The sequence below is a fragment of the Streptacidiphilus carbonis genome, assembly GCF_000787775.1.
GTDB classification, from domain to species: Bacteria; Actinomycetota; Actinomycetes; order Streptomycetales; family Streptomycetaceae; genus Streptacidiphilus; species Streptacidiphilus carbonis.
Window position 1 is genome coordinate 28,857 of sequence record NZ_BBPM01000062.1, and the last position, 16,295, is coordinate 45,151.

Here is a 16,295-nt window from a genome sequence, read left to right on the forward strand (position 1 = left end):
CGGTGGTACGGCCGGCGGCTTCGGCGGTGGCGGTGGCGGCGGAATGGGCGGCAGCGTCAGCACCCAGATGCTCAGCTACCTGGAATCCCACCAGGACGGCGCCACCTGGCTGGTGGCCACGTCCAGCGCCCAGGCGGCCGATGAGCTGATCCTGCAGAGCGGCGGCAAGGCGGTCATCGCCATGGGCGGCTTCACCGGCGACGACCCGGCCATGAGCCTGGCCCAGATCAAGGAGTACATCTCCTCGGGCAAGCTGCACTACGTCCTGGCCGGCGGCAGCGGCGGTCCCGGCGGCGGCCAGGCCAACTCCGCGGCGACCTCCTACGTCACCTCGACCTGCACGGTCGTCAGCGCCTCCGAGTACGGCGGAACCACGAGCTCCAGCTCGACCTCCACCGGCTCGACCTCCACCAGCTCGGCATCCAGCTCCACGGAGAAGCTGTACTACTGCAAGTCATAACTGCTGCAAGGTAGTTGACGGCGGCCCGTTGACCCATCGGTCGGCGGGCCGCTCCTATGTCCTATCGCGTCCAAGCCGCCGCTACCGTCCGCCGCAGAGCCCTTCGGGCAGCTGGACCGACACCCTCACCAGCACCGCCGGGCGCTGCGACTACACCGCCACCATGTCGGCGACGGCTTCGCTCGCCGCTCCGCCGGCCGGCGGTACGGCGGCAGCTGACCGCCGGCGCCCGCCCACTCGCTCCGACGCTCCGTCCGCGCTCCCGTCCCCGTCCGCAGGGGGCGGGAGCAGCTGTGCTTCCGGCGGGCGGGGAACCGGAGCCCGGCGCACAATCGTCTCATTCAGTACAGGACGCCCCGGGCATACCGCGGGCATACGGGGTAGGCGCACCGCGTTGAAGCAGGGGGCCGCCCCTGGGCCGGAGTTCCGTGAGCGACCGGATACGCTCCGCATGCGAACGCGGCAAAAATGGCCAGCATACTGCAACTGCGGAGAAAAATCCTCACCTTGGGAATGATGTCCGGATTCTGATCGTTGCATCGTTACGAAAGGCAGCCACGAACGGGTCAGCCAGGCCCGTCACGTCCTCCGAGAGGGAGTAAGCATGGCAACCCGTGCCGTCGTCCGCGACAAGGCCGACCGGACCCGCAATGCGCGTCCGACCAGCGGTGAGGCCGACCGCGACCTCGTCGGCATGTACCTCGACGAGATCGCCCGGACCCCGCTGCTCGACGCCGCCCAGGAAGTCGAGCTCTCCACACGTATCGAAGCCGGTGTCTTCGCCGAGCAGCTGCTCGCCACCGGCGAGACCGCCGTCGGCGCCAGCGAGGAGGAACTGCGGGCGATAGCCGCAGACGGTGCTCGCGCCAAGGATGTGTTCATTCGTTCCAACCTCCGTCTGGTGGTGGCGGTGGCCCGCCGCTATCCGCGCAGCGGGCTTCCGCTGCTCGACCTGATCCAGGAGGGCAACGCCGGCCTGGTCCGCGCCGTCGAGAAGTTCGACTTCGGCAAGGGCTTCAAGTTCTCCACCTATGCCACTTGGTGGATCCGCCAGGCGATCACCCGTTCCATCGCCGACCAGTCCCGCACCATCCGGCTTCCCGTCCACCTAGTCGAGGAGCTCGGCCGGATCCGTCGGGTGCAGCGCGAGAAGTCCAAGGAGCTGGGCCGCGACGCGGAGCACGCCGAGGTCGCCGCTGAACTCGGCACCACGGTGGAGCGGATCAAGGACGTGCTGGACTGGGCCCGTGACCCGGTCAGCCTCAACATGACCGTGGACGACGACGGGGAGACCCAGTTCGGCGACCTGGTCGAGGACACCGGGGCGACCTCCCCGGAGGACGCGGTCCTGGTCATGCTGCGCCGCGAGGAGCTGGAAGGCCTGATCGGCCGCCTGGACAACCGCACGGCGTCGATCATCCGGTCCCGATACGGGATGGAGGACGGCCGCGAGCGGACCCTCACCGAGGTCGGCAAGCAGCACGGGCTCACCCGTGAGCGGATCCGGCAGATCGAGAAGCACGCCCTGGCCGAGCTGCGGAAGATCGCCGACCACTCGGGCTTCGAAGCAGCCTGAGCGCCGGATCTATCCTGAAGCCATGACAGACGACAGCGCTCCGGCGGCAGCAGCCGCAGCCGACGAGCAGCAGCCGAAGCCGCAGTCCGTGCGTCCGCGACTGGTGTTCGACGACCCGCTGAGCCGACCCAGTCGTGACGACACGGACACCGGCTGGGGCGGCGGCGAGGAGTCGGGCGGCCGGGACGAGGCCTGGTACCGGCGGGAGACCCCGCCGCACCACGGCGACTGAAGCGGAACACGACAGCCACACAACACGACAGCAGTGGAACGAAGGGCCGGGGCCGGGCGCCCCGGCCCTCTTCCGTGACCTGCGCCGTCGTGACACGCGCCATGACCGGGAGCCGTGACCTGCGCCGTGACCGGAGGCGTGGTCGGCGGCGTCGTGCTCAGCGCTGGTGCACCAGCAGGTCGCGGATCTCGCCGAGCAGTTTCACCTCTGTGAGCTCGGCCGCCTTCAGGGCCTCCTCCTCGGCCTTCTTCCTGGCCGTGTACTTGGCCATGAAGTGGTTGGCCGGCATCACGATGCAGAAGTAGACCACCGCTGCGGTGATCACGAACTGCAGCACGGCGGCCAGGACCGAGCCCCACAGGATGTTGATGCCGGTGGACGCTCCGTTGACCGTGGTGCACGGGCCCTTGATGCATGACTTGTACGCGTTGAGCGACGAGGTGCCGAAGAGGCCGACGACGGGGTTGATGACGCCGTTGACGATCGAGTTGATGACGGCGGTGAAAGCCGCGCCGATCACGACCGCGACCGCGAGGTCGAGGACGTTTCCGCGCAGCAGGAATGCCTTGAAGCCCTTCAAGGGATGACTTCCTTCGCACATGCTGTGAATGGGGCCGATGGGGTGTTGGGGGTGTTGGGAACCTAGGGCAGTCGGCGCATCCCGGGTGCGCGCGCCCGGTTCACCCGTACGGCCGTAACCCGCCTCGGAGAGGCCCGGAGACAGCCCTTGCCACCTGCAGAAACGTCACGGCTCCGGAAGGCCGCCGACGAGGGCTCGCGGGCGGGCCGGTGCTGCGATTTCACCCCGCCATGTCACTCCTGCGGGGGATTGTCGACCACCTCGACGTGTGGCGGCGCAGCGGCGGCGGCCGGGTGGCCCGGCGGCGGGGCCGGGATCCCGCGCAGCGAGCCGGCGGCGAGGGTGGTGGCCGCGACCATCAGCCCGGCGGCGATCGGCCCGGACCTTCGGCGGACGGCTGACGGCAGCCGGTGCCGCCCGCCGGCCCGGATCGGTGGGAACGGCCCGACGGTACGCCGGGGCGGCACCGCGGGGGCCTCGCACGGCAGCGCGGCGGGACGGGGGGCGAAGGTGGGGGTACGGACCGCCGCCGGGGCGGGAGCCAGGTCCGGACCGCTGAGGACGGCTTCCTCGTCGTCCCAGCCCGGCTCGTCCCAGGCCGCCAGGTCATGCGTGGACGTATGCAGATCATGAGCGGATGCATGCCCGGACGCATGCCCGGACGCGTGGTCGGTCTCGGCCGCGGCCGACGGGTGGTCGCGGCCGGGGCCGGGGCGCAGTGAATGGGCGCGGTGCCGGGCGGGGCGACGGCCGGGGCCGCCGGTCAGCAGCGACTCGTTCGTCAAGGACTCGGTCATCAGGGACATGGGCACCGCCTTGCGGAGGGCGGTCGGGATGCTCCCGACCGGACTGCCTCCACCATGTCCCGTCGCCGTCCCCGCCGTGGCGGCCCGGGCTCCGCCTGTGGACAACCCGGGGGGTGTGCAGAACTCCCTCACCCCCAGGAGTGACGACCGCTCAGAACCCCGGCCTGAGACCCGCTCAGAACCCCAGCCCGGTCTCCAGCCCGTCCAGCGCGTGCGAGCAGACGCAGTCCCGGTCCGCGGTGGCCGGCAGCCCGGAAACCGCGCCGGTCAGCACCCCGCGCAGCCGGTCGATGCTGCCGGCGAAGACCCGCAGCACCTCGGTGTGGGTGACCCCCTCGCCGGTCTCGACGCCGGCGTCCAGGTCGGTGACCACGGCCACCGAGGTGTAGCAGAGCCCCAGTTCACGGGCCAGCACGGCTTCGGGGTGCCCGGTCATGCCGACCACCGACCAGCCCTGCGCGCCGTACCAGCGGGATTCGGCCCGGGTGGAGAAGCGCGGCCCCTCGACGACCACCAGCGTCCCGCCGTCCACCGGCTCCCAGCCGGCCGCCCCGGCGGCCTTCAGCGCGGCGAGGCGTCCCGCAGGGCAGTAGGGGTCGGCCGAGGAGACGTGCACCACCTCGGGCAGCAGACCGTCGCCGCGCCGCTCGCCGTCGTAGAAGGTCTGGCTGCGTCCGGAGGTGCGGTCCACGAACTGGTCGGGGACCAGCAGTGTCCCCGGGCCGTACTCGGGCAGCAGGCCGCCGGTGGCGCACGGCCCCAGTACCTGCCGGACCCCCAGCGAGCGCAGCGCCCACAGGTTGGCCCGGTAGTTGATGCGGTGCGGCGGGATCCGGTGCTCGCGGCCGTGCCGGGGCAGGAAGGCCACCCGGCGTCCGCCGAACCGGCCGACGAACAGCGAGTCGCTGGGCGGACCGTAGGGGGTGTCGACGGCGACCTCGGCGAGGTCGTCCACCAGGGCGTAGAGACCGGTGCCGCCGATGATCCCGATCTCGGCGGCGGGAGCGTCGGCGGGGAGGGGTGCGTGCTGCTCAGCGTTGGCCATGCACCGCAGCATACGAAGCAGCGGGGCGCGCGGGATTCCCCGAGCCCTTACGTCTTTCGGACGTGCGGCCGGATCAGGCGGCGGGCGAGCTGCTGCCCGAGGTGGAGCCGGTGCCGGAGCTGCTGCCCGAGGACGACGAGGACGACGACGCCGACCCGGTCGAGCCCGAGGACGACGAGTCGCCGGACGAGGACGCCGCGGACGCGGCGGCCGGCTTGGCAGCCCCCACCGTGCTGCTCGACGACGAGCGGCTGTCGGTGCGGTAGAAGCCGCTGCCCTTGAAGACCACGCCGACGGCGGAGTAGATCTTGCGAAGCCTGCCGCTGCACGCCGGGCAGACGGTCAGGGCGTCGTCCGTGAACTTCTGGACCGCCTCGAGGCCGTTTCCGCACTCGGTGCACTGGTACTGGTACGTCGGCACTGTCTTTTCCTCCTGGCTGGCACTCTCGCCTGATGAGTGCTAACGACGCTCAATGATGCGGTATTCCGCGGCGATAGTCCACCGTGCCCCCTGTGAGCTGTGGCAATACCAGCTGTGACGACCGGGGGACGGTCAGTAGGTGTCACGCTGCTCCAGCCACCCGGCGAGCTTGCCGCCGCGGTCGACGGCGCGCAGCCGCCGCTCGGCGCGGTCGCTCACCGCGTCGGTCGCGACCACCAGCAGGTCGTCCCCGGCCCGCAGCACCGTGGCCGGCCCCGGAACGAAGCTGGCGCCGTCGCGGACCACCAGGGTGACCGCCGAGCCCTTGGGCAGCCGCAGCTCGCTCACCTCCACCCCGGCGATCCTGGACCCGGGCGCCAGGGTCACCGACAGCAGGTGCCCGTGCAGCCGCTCCAGCGGTGCGGCCTCCACGTCCAGCCGGTCCGCGTGGCCCGGGTCGCCGATCCGCAGCCGGCGGGCCAACCAGGGCAGCGTCGGGCCCTGGACCAGGGTGAACACCACCACCAGCAGGAACACGGTGTTGAACAGCTGGCCCGCGCCGGGCACCCGGCCGACCACCGGGATGGTGGCGAGCACGATGGGGACCGCGCCGCGCAGCCCGGCCCAGGAGAGCAGCACCTGCTCGCGCAGGGGTATCCCGAACGGGGTTGTGGTCAGCAGCACCGACAGCGGTCGGGCCAGGAACACCAGCACCAGCCCGACGACCAGCGCCGGGATGATCGCGCCCGCCATGGTGTCCGGCGTCACCAGCAGTCCGAGCAGCACGAACATGCCGATCTGGGCGATCCAGGCCAGCCCCTCGGCGAAGCCGCGGGTGGCCGGGCCGTGCGGCAGCCGGGAGTTCCCGAGCACCAGCGTGGCGATGTAGACGGCGAGGAACCCGGAGCCGTGCAGCATGGCGCCGCCGGCGTAGGCGAGCATCGCCAGCGCGGTCACGGCGATGGGGTAGAGGCCGGAGGAGGGCAGCGCGACCCGGCGCAGCGCCAGCGAGCCCAGCCGGCCCACGGCCAGCCCGATGGCCAGGCCGATGGCCAGCTGCAGCGCGATCGAGCCGAGCAGCAGGTACCAGCTGTCGATGGGGCCGGTGGTGGCGAAGGCGACCACCAGGATGACGGTGGGGGCGTCGTTGAAGCCGGACTCGGCCTCCAGCAGCCCGCTCAGCCGGGACGGCAGCGGGACCCGGCGCAGCACCGAGAAGACCGCGGCGGCGTCGGTGGACGAGACGACCGCGCCGAGCAGCAGCGACAGCCGCCAGTCGGTGCCGACCAGCAGGTGTGCGCCCAGGGCGGTCACCGCGACGCTCACGCCGGTGCCGAAGGTCGCCAGCACGGCCGCCGCCGGCGCGGCCGGCCTGATGTCCTTCCAGGTGGTCCCGAGGCCGCCCTCGGCCAGGATGACCACCAGCGCGGCATAGCCGAGGACCTGGGTGATCGAGGCGTTGTCGAATCCGATGCCGAGTCCGTCCTGACCCAGCGCGACGCCGATGCCCAGGTAGAGCAGCAGGCTGGGCAGACCGCTGCGGGAGGCCAGCCGTACGGCGGCCACGGCGACGAGGAGGACCAGGGAGAAGCCGAGGAGCAGGGTGTCGAGATGGTGGACTGTCACTCAGGGGCACCTCACAGCAGCAGGCGTCAGACGGGCAGTCAGATGATTACTCTGTCTAACATTTTACCTTGCCTTGGTGAATGCCTGTCCAGCGTGGAGAATCTGGACGGATCCCAGGGCCGGTACCAGTCAACGGGGCATTCGGTTCAAGTGTTAGCGTCGGCTCCGCCGCACAGCACCGCGCCCTCTGGCGGCGGATGAGCCCCTGCCCCACAAGGACCCTGATGCCCCGCACCAAGAAGTTCCGCCGGCTCCGACTGCTGGTGATCCTTGTCGTCCTGCTGCTGGTCGCCGGCGCAGGGGTCGGCGGTTGGCTGGGGGTGAAGACCGTCAAGGAGTCCTTCCCGCAGACCACCGGGACACTGAAGCTGGCCGGGCTCTCCGCGCCGGTCAGCGTGGACCGCGACAGCAAGGGCATTCCGCAGGTCTACGCGAGCACCCCGTCGGACCTCTTCAAGGCCCAGGGCTACGTCCAGGCCCAGGACCGGTTCTGGCAGATGGACGTCGACCGGCACATCACCTCGGGCACCCTGGCCTCGATGTTCGGCAAGGGGCAGGTGGAGACCGACGCCTTCGTCCGCACCATGGGCTGGCGCGACGTGGCCCAGCAGGAGTACGACACCAAGCTGGACGCCACCACCAAGAAGTACCTCCAGGACTATGCGGACGGCGTCAACGCCTGGCTGTCCGAGCACCCCGGCGGGGCAGGGGCCTCACTGGAGTACGCCCTGCTCGGCACCGCCTACGGCGGCTACAAGCCGGCCCCGTGGACCCCGGTGGACTCGGTGTCCTGGCTGAAGGCGATGGCCTGGGACCTCAGCGGCAACATGCAGCAGGAGATCGACCGCTCGCTGCTCTCGCAGAGCCTCAGCAAGCAGCAGATCGCCGAGCTGTACCCGACCTACCCCTACGGCACCAACAGCACCATCGTGAGGACCGGCACGGTCAGCGACGCCGGCACGGACAAGGCCACGTACCACCCGGCCTCCGGTGACGGCTCGTCGGACGTGTCGAACGCCTCGTCCGGCAGCAGCGGCGTCACCCAGGCCTCGGCCCGCACCGGCGGCAGCACCAGCGGCAGTACCGGCAGCAGCGGCTCGGTCTCCGGCGCGGTGCAGGCCTCCCAGCAGGCCGCGACCCAGCTGGCCGCCAACCTGGACAGCATCCCGGCCCTGCTCGGCGACCCGGGCCAGGGCATCGGCTCCAACTCCTGGGTGGTCTCCGGCAGCCACACCACCACCGGCGAACCGCTGCTGGCCAACGATCCGCACCTGGGCCCGGGGCTGCCGTCCATCTGGTACCAGATGGGCCTGCACTGCAATGTCGTCAGCGCCGCCTGCCCGTACGACACCACCGGTTTCACCTTCGCCGGGATGCCCGGTGTGGTGATCGGCCACAACCAGTCGATCTCCTGGGGCTTCACCAACCTCGGTGCCGACGTCCAGGACCTCTACCTGGAACAGGTCACCGGCGACGGCACCTACCTCTACAACGGCAAGGACGTGAAGTTCACCACCCGCTCGGAGGTGATCAAGGTGGCCGGAGGCGCGGACCAGACCATCACCGTGCGCAGCACCGCCGACGGCATGCCGATCATCTCGGACCACAACACCGAGCAGCAGACGGTCGGCCAGGACGCCCCGGTCGACGGCAACGCCCCGCCCCGCAACGGCGGCTACGCCATCGCGCTGCGCTGGACCGCGCTGGACCCGGGCACCACCATGGCCTCCGTCTTCGAGCTGGACCGGGCCGTGAACTTCAGCCAGTTCAAGGCCGCCGCACGGGACTTCGCGGTGCCGGCGCAGAACCTCATCTACGCCGACACCGCCGGCAACATCGGCTACCAGGCCCCGGGCCGGATCCCGATCCGGGCCAAGGGCGACGACGGCACCTACCCGATGCCGGGCTGGACCCCGCAGTACGCGTGGCAGGGCTTCATCCCGCAGGCGGCGCTGCCGTACGTGGAGAACCCCTCGTCCGGGTACATCGTCACCGCCAACCAGGCGGTGGTGGACGCCTCCTACCCCTACGAGCTGACCGACGACTGGGGCTACGGCACCCGCTCCCAGCAGATCACCGACCTGATCAAGTCCAAGCTGGCGAACGGCGGGAAGATCTCGCCGGACGACATGCAGTCCATGCAGACCGACGACACCAGCGTGATGGCGCAGACCCTGGTGCCCTACCTGCTCAAGGTGCCGCTGACCGACCCGTACTACAAGGACGCGCAGACGCTGCTCAAGGACTGGAACTACAAGCAGGACGCCGGGTCGGCCGCCGCCGCCTACTACAACGCGGTCTGGAGCAACCTGCTGCACCTGGCCTTCGACGAGAAGTTCCCGGCACAGGTCAGAGCCACCACCGACTGCGTCCTGCAGCTGCCGGCCGGCACCGCGAAGGTTCCGGTCGACGGGGTGAACACGGCCCCCAAGCGGGTCTCGGTCTGCGGCACCCGCAGCCCGGACGAGGCCATGCCGGACGGCAACGACCAGTGGACCACGGCGGTGACCGCGCTGCTGAAGCAGTCGAACAGCGACTGGTGGACCTACACCGACACCCAGGGCGCGCAGGTCCAGGGCCTGGACAACATGCTGCTCAAGGCCATGGTCGACGCCCGCAAGCAGCTGACCTCGCTGATGGGCAAGGACATCAGCACCTGGAGCTGGGGCCGGATCCACACGCTGACGCTCAAGGAGCAGACGCTGGGCACCGACAACTCCTCGATCGCCTCCGGCGCGGTGCACAAGCTGCTCAACCGGGGCCCGTACCAGCTGGACGGCGGCAGCGCGGCGGTGGACGCCAGCGGGTGGAACGCCGCGGCGGGCTACCAGGTGGACTGGGCGCCTTCCATGCGGATGGTGGTGGACCTGGCCGACCTGAACGCCTCACGCTGGATCAACATCGGTGGCGCATCGGGGCACGCCTACGACGCCCACTACAACGACCAGACCCAGCTCTGGGCCGACGGCCAACTCCTGGCCTGGCCCTTCGCCAAGGATGCCGTCACGGCGGCGACGGTCGACAAACTGACGCTGACGCCGTAGCGGGTCGCGCAGTTCCCCGCGCCCGGGGTGCAGCTGAACCGCTGTGGGTCAGTTGCACCTACCTCAGGGGCGCGGGGCTCTGCTTGATTACTGCGTGCGCGACAAGCCCCTTACGGTCCGCACCCGAAGACCCGTCAGAACCGCCACAGCTTCGACGGCGTCACCGCCGCGTCGACCGGCCGGTCGTGCGCTTCGGCGGGCACCTCCGCCAGCACCTCGTCGTCGTAGAGCAGGGTCACCAGCAGGGCGCCCGAGCCCCCCGCCGCCAGGCGGGCCAGCACCCGGTCGTAGCTGCCGCCCCCGCGCCCCAGCCTGACGCCCCGTCGGTCCACCGCCAGGCCCGGCATCAGCACCAGGTCCGCCCCGCACACCGCGTCCGCGCCCAGCGGCTCCCCGTCCGGCTCCCGCAGCCCCAGCCGCGCCGCGACCAGGTGCTCCGCGCCGCGGTACTCGCCCCAGTCCAGATCGTTGTCCGGCTGCAGCAGCGGCAGCAGAACCCGCGCGCCCCGCGCCCGCAGCGCGTCCAGCAGCGCCCGGGTGTCCGGCTCCGTCCCCATCGACACGTACCCGGCCACCACCGCGGGCGGCTGCGCCGGCAGCCGCGCGGGCAGCAGTTCCAGCGCCCGGCGCCCCAGCGCCGCCCCCGCCCGCTGCCGCTGCTCGGGTGACATCGCGGCGCGGGCGGCCGACAGGCGTGACCTCAGGGCGCTCTTGTCGTTCAGCATGGGATGGGCGGGCCTTTCGTCATATGGGCGCCGGGCACACCCAGTCTGCACGCGCCGACGGAGGGGCACGCCGATGGACCGGCCGACCGTACTGTCAGTGGCCCTCGCCGGCCTGCTGCTGATCGCCTCTGCAGCCGCCGCCACCGCGCTCGCCCGGCTGCGCCGGCTCCGCAGCGGCGCGGCCGCGAGCGAGCTGAGCCTGCGCCAGGAGCTGGAGCGGCTCCGGCAGGGCCGGGCCGAGCTGGAGCGCACCTCCTACACGGACGCCCTCACCGGGGTCTGGAACTACCGCTACCTCCAGCTCGCGCTGGACCGGGAGATCGCCCGCTGCGCCCGGCTGCCGGTCCAGCCGGAGGACGCCGACCGGCTGGCCGTGCTGCTGCTGGAGATCGAGGGCTTCGACGAGATCCGCCGCGAGCACGGCCACCAGCGCGGCGGCGCGGTCCTGCGCGACCTGGCCCAGCGGCTGGCCATGGAGGTCCGCGCGACCGATGTGTTCGGACGCTACGGCGGGGAGGAGTTCCTGGTCCTGCTGCCGGACACGGACGCCGCCGGGGCCGAGCGCGTCGCCGAACGGCTGCGCTGGACGGTCCGCAGGCACCCCCTGGCGCTGCCGTCCGTCCCGGCTCCGCCGGACCGGCAGGGCGCGGCGCCGGTCAACGGACTCGGCGCGGTGGTCGGCACCGCCGTGCTGCCCAGGGACGGCGCGCACGCTGCGCTGCTGCTGCGCGCGGCGGACCGGGCGCTGGCCGGGGCCCGCGGCTCGACGGCGCCACGCTCGGGCGGCGCCGGATCAGCGTCCGAAGCCCCGTCGTCCAGCGAACATGAATCCGAGCCGACCTCCGAGCGAACATTCGACCCGGAGCGGGAGGACGCCGTCGGCACCCGGCCGGACACCCCTCGGACCGGGCAGCGACACCCGTCGTCAACTGCCGCGTCACAGCCCGTTTACAGCTTGCTGGCCCAGGGATGTGACCTGTCTGTGACCTGACGGTGAATGCCCGGGGGCAGCACTGACCTGCCCTGTACGGCCAGTACAGTCGTCAGTATGACGAAAGCACGTGCGCGCCAGATCACCAAGGCCGTGATCCCCGCCGCGGGTCTGGGGACCCGGTTCCTGCCGGCGACCAAGGCGACCCCGAAGGAAATGCTGCCGGTCGTGGACAAGCCCGCGATCCAGTACGTGGTCGAGGAGGCCGCGTCCGCCGGACTGACCGACGTGCTGATGATCACCGGGCGCAACAAGCGGCCGCTGGAGGACCACTTCGACCGCGCGTACGAGCTGGAGGAGCAGCTGGTCCGCAAGGGCGACCAGGTCAAGCTGGCCCGGGTCCGCGAGTCCAGCGACCTGGCCACCATGCACTACGTCCGCCAGGGCGACCCCAAGGGCCTCGGACACGCCGTCCTCTGCGCCGAGCCGCACGTCGCCGACCAGCCGTTCGCGGTCCTTCTCGGCGACGACCTGATCGACCCGCGCGACCCGCTGCTGGCCAAGATGATCGAGGTCCAGCGCGAGCTCGGCGGCAGTGTGGTGGCGCTGATCGAGGTCGACCCCGAGCAGGCGCACCTCTACGGCTGCGCCGCGGTGAAGCCGGCCGAGTGGCACGGCACCCTCGGCGCCGACGACGAGATCGTCCGGATCACCGACCTGGTGGAGAAGCCCGCCCCCGGCGAGGCCCCCAGCAGCTACGCCGTGATCGGCCGCTATGTCCTCGACCCGACCGTGTTCGACGTGCTGCGGGAGACCCCGCCGGGGAAGAACGACGAGATCCAGCTGACCGACGCGCTCCGGGTGCTTGCCCAGCGCACCCCGGGCCGGGGCGGTCCGGTGCACGGCGTCCTCTTCAAGGGCCGCCGCTACGACACGGGCGACCGCGGCGACTACCTGCGTGCGATCGTTCGGCTCGCATGCGAGCGTGAAGACCTGGGCCCGGACTTCCGGACCTGGCTCAAGGAACTGGTGGCCAGCGGCGAGCTGGACACCCTCACCGGGAACGCGTAGCACCGGACGGCACCGACGCGGCACCAGCACACCAGGGGGAGAACAGTGAGCGACCAGCAGCACGGGCACACCGCAGAGGGCGACCCCTGCGCCGGCGACGTTCCAGAGGTGCGGCGCGAGGGGGGTACCCCCGGACGAAGTCTGGGGGAGTCTCAAGCAAGGGTGGTGGCGGGCGACGGGGGGGCAGAGCGGTACTGGACGGTCGACGAGCACCTCGCCGACATCCTCGGCACCGTCGGCCCGCTGCCGCCGCTCGACCTGCAACTGCTGGAAGCCCAGGGCTGCCTGACGGTGGAACGGATCACCGCCGGGGTCGACCTGCCGCCGTTCGACAACAGCTCCATGGACGGCTACGCGGTGCGGGTCGCGGACGTCGAGGGGGCCACCGACGCCTACCCGTCGGTGCTGACCGTGGTCGGCGACGTCGCCGCGGGCGCGGCCGACCTGCCGGTGGTCGGCCCCGGCCAGTGCGCCCGGATCATGACCGGGGCGCCGCTGCCCCCCGGCGCCGAGGCCGTGGTGCCGGTCGAGTGGACCGACGGCGGCAGCGGCGGCAAGGACGCCGCGGTCGGTATGGCGCCGCACAGCAGTGCGCCCGAAGGGGCCGCCGGCGAGGTCCGGGTGTTCCGCCCGGCCGCGGACGGCGACTTCGTGCGCCGCAAGGGCGACGACATCACCCCGGGACAGGTGGTCCTCCCCGAGGGCACCCTGCTGGGCCCGGCCCAGATCGGGCTGCTCGCGGCGATCGGTCTGGACAGCGTGCGGGTGCGGCCCCGGCCGCGGGTGGTGGTGCTCTCCACCGGCAGCGAGCTGGTGCAGCCCGGTGCCGCGGTGGGCCCCGGGCAGATCAGCGACTCCAACAGCTTCGCGCTGACCGCGGCCGCCAGGGACGCCGGCGCCATCGCCTACCGGGTCGGCGGGGTCCCCGACGACGCCGAGCGGCTGCGCGAGGTGGTCGAGGACCAGCTGATCCGCGCGGACCTGGTGGTCACCAGCGGCGGTGTCAGCGTGGGGGCGTACGACGTGGTCAAGGAGGCGCTGGCGCCGGAGGGCGTCGAGCCGCCGCCGCTGGGTGCGATCTCCTTCCGCAAGCTGCGGATGCAGCCCGGCAAGCCGCAGGGCTTCGGGCTGCTGGACGGCAGGGTTCCGCTGTTCGCCCTGCCGGGCAACCCGGTCAGCGCCTACCTCTCCTTCGAGCTGTTCGTGCGGCCGGCGATCCGGGCCATGATGGGCGCCGGCGCCGACGAGGTGCACCGCCCGGTGGTGCGGGCGGTGCTCACCGAGGGTCTGAAGTCCCCGGCCGGACGCAGGCAGTTCGCCCGGGCCCGGTATGCCGCGGGGAACCCGGGGGAGAAGGGCAGTGTCGCGCCGGTCGGCGGCGCGGGCTCGCACCTGGTCGGACCGCTGGCCCAGGCCAACTCCGTGATCGTGGTCCCCGAGGACACCACCAGGGCCGAGGCGGGCGACGAGGTCGAGGTGGTCCTGCTGGAAGCAGCGGACCGCCCGCTCTGACCGGCGTCCGGCCCGGGCTCCGGGGAGCGACCCCCGGACCAACCCCCGGACCCCCGGACCCCGTGTGGACCCGTGTCGGCCGCCGCGCGTGGCGAGTACGACGGAGCGGTCCGGGGCAGGCAGCGATAGCCTGTGCCCGCACGGCATCGGCCCCAGGAGACGACACCTTGAGTACCTCGCACAGCGACCGGCTGACCCACGTCGACGCGACGGGGGCGGCCCGCATGGTCGACGTCTCCGAGAAGGCAAGCACGGTGCGCACCGCGCGGGCCACCGGCCGGGTGCTGGTCGCGCCCCGGGTGGTGCAGCTGCTGCGCGGTGAGGGCGTCCCCAAGGGCGACGCCCTGTCGGTGGCCAGGATCGCCGGGATCATGGGTGCCAAGCGCACCCCCGACCTGATCCCGCTCTGCCACCCCATCGCCATCTCCGGGGTGACGGTCGAGCTGGCCGTCACCGACGAGGCCGTGGAGATCGCGGCCACGGTACGCACCGCCGACCGCACCGGGGTGGAGATGGAGGCGCTGACCGCCGTCGCCGTGGCCGGGCTGACGGTCATCGACATGGTGAAGGCCGTGGACAAGGGCGCCAGGATCGACGCCGTGCAGGTGGAGTCCAAGACCGGCGGCAAGAGCGGGGACTGGTACCGCGAGGCCGTCCCCGGAACAACCGGTGGTGAACCCCGATGAGACGCGCCCTGGCGGTCACCGTGTCCAACCGCGCCTCGGCCGGCGTCTACGCCGACAAGGGCGGCCCGCTGCTGGTCGAGGGCCTCGGCGCGATGGGCTTCCAGGTGGACGGCCCGCAGCTGGTGCCGGACGGCGAGCCCGTGCTGGCGGCCCTGCGCAAGGCCGTCGCGGACGGCTACGACGTCGTGCTGACGACCGGTGGCACCGGTCTGACCCCGATGGACCTCACCCCGGAGATGACCGCGCAGGTGATCGACCGCCCGGCGCCCGGCATCGCCGAGGCGATCAGGGCCGAGGGGCGCGCCGCAGGCGTCCCCACAGCGGCGCTCTCCCGCGGGCTCTCCGGTCTGGCCGGCAGCACGCTGATCGTCAACCTCCCCGGTTCCACCGGCGGGGTCAAGGACGGGCTGGCGGTACTGGCGCCGCTGCTGGCCCACGCGGTGGACCAGGTGCACGGCGGGGACCACCGACGCCCCGACGCCGACGGCGCCGACCGGCCCGACCTCCCGTCAGGAGAAGTGCACTGAACGCCTTCTGGCCGGTCGAGCTGCAGGAGGGCCCGGTCGGACTGCGGCCGATCCGGGTGCGCGACCGGCGGGCCTGGCAGGAGGTCAGCAGCCGCAACCGGCACTGGCTGCGCCGCTGGGAGGCCACCGTCCCCCCGGCCCAGCCGGGCAACCCTTCCACACCGCGGCCGACCTACCGTCAGATGGTGCACTTCCTGCGCTCGGAGGCGCACGCGGGACGGATGCTGCCGTTCGTGGTGACCTACGAGGGGCGGCTGGTCGGCCAGCTCACCGTCGGCGGCATCACCTGGGGGTCGATGTGCTCCGCCAACATCGGCTACTGGGTCGACGAGTCGGTCGCCGGACGCGGGATCATCCCGACCGCGGTGGCCATGGTCGTGGACCACTGCTTCCGCGGTATGGGGCTGCACCGGATCGAGGTGTGCATCCGCCCGGAGAACGGGCCCAGCCGACGGGTGGTCGAGAAGCTGGGCTTCCGCGAGGAGGGGATCCGCCCGCGCTATCTGCACATCGACGGCGGCTGGCGGGACCACCTGGTGTTCGCACTGACCGCCGACGAGGTCCCGGAGGGGCTGCTGCGGCGATGGCGCGGGAACAGTACGTCCGCAGCCAACTCGTAGCCTCATAGCCGCTGCATATTCAAAAACCTGTTCGAGTGTGTCCTGATTCTGTGGTTCAAAGCGATAAAAATAGGGTGAGATGAGCATGAGCGTGCGACACACCGGCGGAAATTGCCACGAGGCACTCCTCCTCGCCCGTACGGTGTGAAGCGTGAGCAGTAGCGGCCTCATCTACGCGGTGATCGTGGGGGCCTGGGCTGCCTACCTGGTGCCGATGTGGCTCCGCCGGCAGGACGAACTCAACGAGGCCCGGCCCACCGAACGCTTCAGCACCGCCATCCGACTGCTGTCCGGACGCGCGGCGATGGAGCGCAAGGTCACCCGCCTCCGCGAGGACGGCGGCCAGGCCGAAGGCCCGTCACCCAAGCCCGCCGACGCCGCCGCACACCGGCCGACGCCGCCGCCCGCGCTTCAGCGCCCCACCCCGCCACCC

General features: G+C 71.8%; 17 protein-coding genes. 11 read left to right on the forward strand and 6 right to left on the reverse strand.

Annotated elements, in window-relative coordinates:
- The 3 genes from TR46_RS31815 to TR46_RS43305 form a co-directional block, all read left to right on the forward strand.
- Positions 1 to 460, forward strand: a 460-nt coding sequence (locus TR46_RS31815; RefSeq protein WP_500801575.1) for a mannosyltransferase YkcB-related protein, incomplete at its 5' end; no start/stop codon positions are given.
- Between the two features lie 604 nt (positions 461 to 1,064).
- A complete protein-coding gene (locus TR46_RS31820) occupies positions 1,065 to 2,036 on the forward strand; it encodes a sigma-70 family RNA polymerase sigma factor (RefSeq protein ID WP_042408654.1) in 972 nt (323 codons plus the stop codon).
- Between the two features lie 22 nt (positions 2,037 to 2,058).
- Positions 2,059 to 2,268, forward strand: a complete 210-nt coding sequence (locus TR46_RS43305) for a hypothetical protein (RefSeq protein ID WP_042408657.1) — start codon at positions 2,059 to 2,061, stop codon at positions 2,266 to 2,268.
- A 157-nt stretch (positions 2,269 to 2,425) separates the two neighbouring features.
- Here TR46_RS43305 and mscL read toward each other — a convergent pair whose 3' ends face one another.
- The 5 genes from mscL to TR46_RS31850 form a co-directional block, all read right to left on the reverse strand.
- Complete coding sequence (gene mscL / locus TR46_RS31830) at positions 2,426 to 2,869, reverse strand: large conductance mechanosensitive channel protein MscL (RefSeq protein WP_042408660.1); 444 nt, start codon at positions 2,867 to 2,869, stop codon at positions 2,426 to 2,428.
- A gap of 212 nt (positions 2,870 to 3,081) precedes the next feature.
- The gene (locus TR46_RS38485) at positions 3,082 to 3,654 is read right to left on the reverse strand and encodes a hypothetical protein (protein WP_052433269.1); all 573 of its coding nucleotides are present in this window, start codon (positions 3,652 to 3,654) and stop codon (positions 3,082 to 3,084) included.
- A 175-nt stretch (positions 3,655 to 3,829) separates the two neighbouring features.
- A complete protein-coding gene (locus TR46_RS31840) occupies positions 3,830 to 4,699 on the reverse strand; it encodes an S-methyl-5'-thioadenosine phosphorylase (protein WP_042408718.1) in 870 nt (289 codons plus the stop codon).
- A 73-nt stretch (positions 4,700 to 4,772) separates the two neighbouring features.
- Complete coding sequence (locus TR46_RS40240; RefSeq protein ID WP_084719114.1) at positions 4,773 to 5,120, reverse strand: FmdB family zinc ribbon protein; 348 nt, start codon at positions 5,118 to 5,120, stop codon at positions 4,773 to 4,775.
- 132 nt (positions 5,121 to 5,252) lie between these two features.
- Positions 5,253 to 6,746 (reverse strand): potassium/proton antiporter, encoded by a 1,494-nt coding sequence (locus tag TR46_RS31850; protein ID WP_042408665.1) that lies wholly within the window; start codon positions 6,744 to 6,746, stop codon positions 5,253 to 5,255.
- Between the two features lie 224 nt (positions 6,747 to 6,970).
- Between TR46_RS31850 and TR46_RS31855 the strand changes: the two genes are divergently transcribed.
- Positions 6,971 to 9,790 (forward strand): penicillin acylase family protein, encoded by a 2,820-nt coding sequence (locus tag TR46_RS31855; RefSeq protein ID WP_152626796.1) that lies wholly within the window; start codon positions 6,971 to 6,973, stop codon positions 9,788 to 9,790.
- A 134-nt stretch (positions 9,791 to 9,924) separates the two neighbouring features.
- On the opposite strand, the gene TR46_RS31860 is transcribed toward TR46_RS31855, so the two are convergent.
- Positions 9,925 to 10,515 (reverse strand): 5-formyltetrahydrofolate cyclo-ligase, encoded by a 591-nt coding sequence (locus TR46_RS31860; RefSeq protein ID WP_042408671.1) that lies wholly within the window; start codon positions 10,513 to 10,515, stop codon positions 9,925 to 9,927.
- A gap of 73 nt (positions 10,516 to 10,588) precedes the next feature.
- On the opposite strand from TR46_RS31860, the gene TR46_RS31865 reads away from it, so the two are divergent.
- The 7 genes from TR46_RS31865 to TR46_RS43310 all read left to right on the forward strand — a co-directional run.
- A complete protein-coding gene (locus tag TR46_RS31865) occupies positions 10,589 to 11,506 on the forward strand; it encodes a GGDEF domain-containing protein (protein ID WP_052433270.1) in 918 nt (305 codons plus the stop codon).
- 57 nt (positions 11,507 to 11,563) lie between these two features.
- Positions 11,564 to 12,517 (forward strand): UTP--glucose-1-phosphate uridylyltransferase, encoded by a 954-nt coding sequence (locus tag TR46_RS31870; protein ID WP_042408674.1) that lies wholly within the window; start codon positions 11,564 to 11,566, stop codon positions 12,515 to 12,517.
- Between the two features lie 165 nt (positions 12,518 to 12,682).
- Entirely contained in the window at positions 12,683 to 14,029 is a 1,347-nt protein-coding gene (gene glp / locus TR46_RS31875) for a molybdotransferase-like divisome protein Glp (protein ID WP_052433271.1), read from the forward strand.
- Positions 14,030 to 14,253: 224 nt separating this feature from the next.
- Positions 14,254 to 14,715 carry a cyclic pyranopterin monophosphate synthase MoaC gene (gene moaC, locus TR46_RS31880; RefSeq protein ID WP_042408726.1) on the forward strand — a complete coding sequence of 154 codons (462 nt, stop codon included), beginning with the start codon at positions 14,254 to 14,256 and terminating at the stop codon, positions 14,713 to 14,715.
- A complete protein-coding gene (locus TR46_RS31885) occupies positions 14,712 to 15,242 on the forward strand; it encodes a MogA/MoaB family molybdenum cofactor biosynthesis protein (protein ID WP_042408677.1) in 531 nt (176 codons plus the stop codon). The genes moaC and TR46_RS31885 overlap by 4 nt, the downstream gene beginning before the upstream one ends.
- A complete protein-coding gene (locus TR46_RS31890; protein ID WP_042408729.1) occupies positions 15,239 to 15,862 on the forward strand; it encodes a GNAT family N-acetyltransferase in 624 nt (207 codons plus the stop codon). The genes TR46_RS31885 and TR46_RS31890 overlap by 4 nt, the downstream gene beginning before the upstream one ends.
- A gap of 151 nt (positions 15,863 to 16,013) precedes the next feature.
- Positions 16,014 to 16,295: SepX/GlpR family protein (locus TR46_RS43310; RefSeq protein WP_042408680.1), on the forward strand; the 282-nt coding region annotated here is incomplete at its 3' end.

Coding starts and splice junctions, on each gene's coding strand:
- TR46_RS31820 (WP_042408654.1), top strand. CDS start 1,065: ATGGCAACCCGTGCCGTCGTCCGCGACAAGGCCGACCGGACCCGCAAT.
- TR46_RS31860 (WP_042408671.1), bottom strand. CDS start 10,515: ATGCTGAACGACAAGAGCGCCCTGAGGTCACGCCTGTCGGCCGCCCGC.
- TR46_RS31885 (WP_042408677.1), top strand. CDS start 14,712: ATGAGACGCGCCCTGGCGGTCACCGTGTCCAACCGCGCCTCGGCCGGC.
- mscL (WP_042408660.1), bottom strand. CDS start 2,869: ATGTGCGAAGGAAGTCATCCCTTGAAGGGCTTCAAGGCATTCCTGCTG.
- TR46_RS38485 (WP_052433269.1), bottom strand. CDS start 3,654: ATGTCCCTGATGACCGAGTCCTTGACGAACGAGTCGCTGCTGACCGGC.
- moaC (WP_042408726.1), top strand. CDS start 14,254: ATGGTCGACGTCTCCGAGAAGGCAAGCACGGTGCGCACCGCGCGGGCC.
- TR46_RS31840 (WP_042408718.1), bottom strand. CDS start 4,699: ATGGCCAACGCTGAGCAGCACGCACCCCTCCCCGCCGACGCTCCCGCC.
- TR46_RS43305 (WP_042408657.1), top strand. CDS start 2,059: ATGACAGACGACAGCGCTCCGGCGGCAGCAGCCGCAGCCGACGAGCAG.
- TR46_RS31865 (WP_052433270.1), top strand. CDS start 10,589: ATGGACCGGCCGACCGTACTGTCAGTGGCCCTCGCCGGCCTGCTGCTG.
- TR46_RS31870 (WP_042408674.1), top strand. CDS start 11,564: ATGACGAAAGCACGTGCGCGCCAGATCACCAAGGCCGTGATCCCCGCC.
- TR46_RS31855 (WP_152626796.1), top strand. CDS start 6,971: ATGCCCCGCACCAAGAAGTTCCGCCGGCTCCGACTGCTGGTGATCCTT.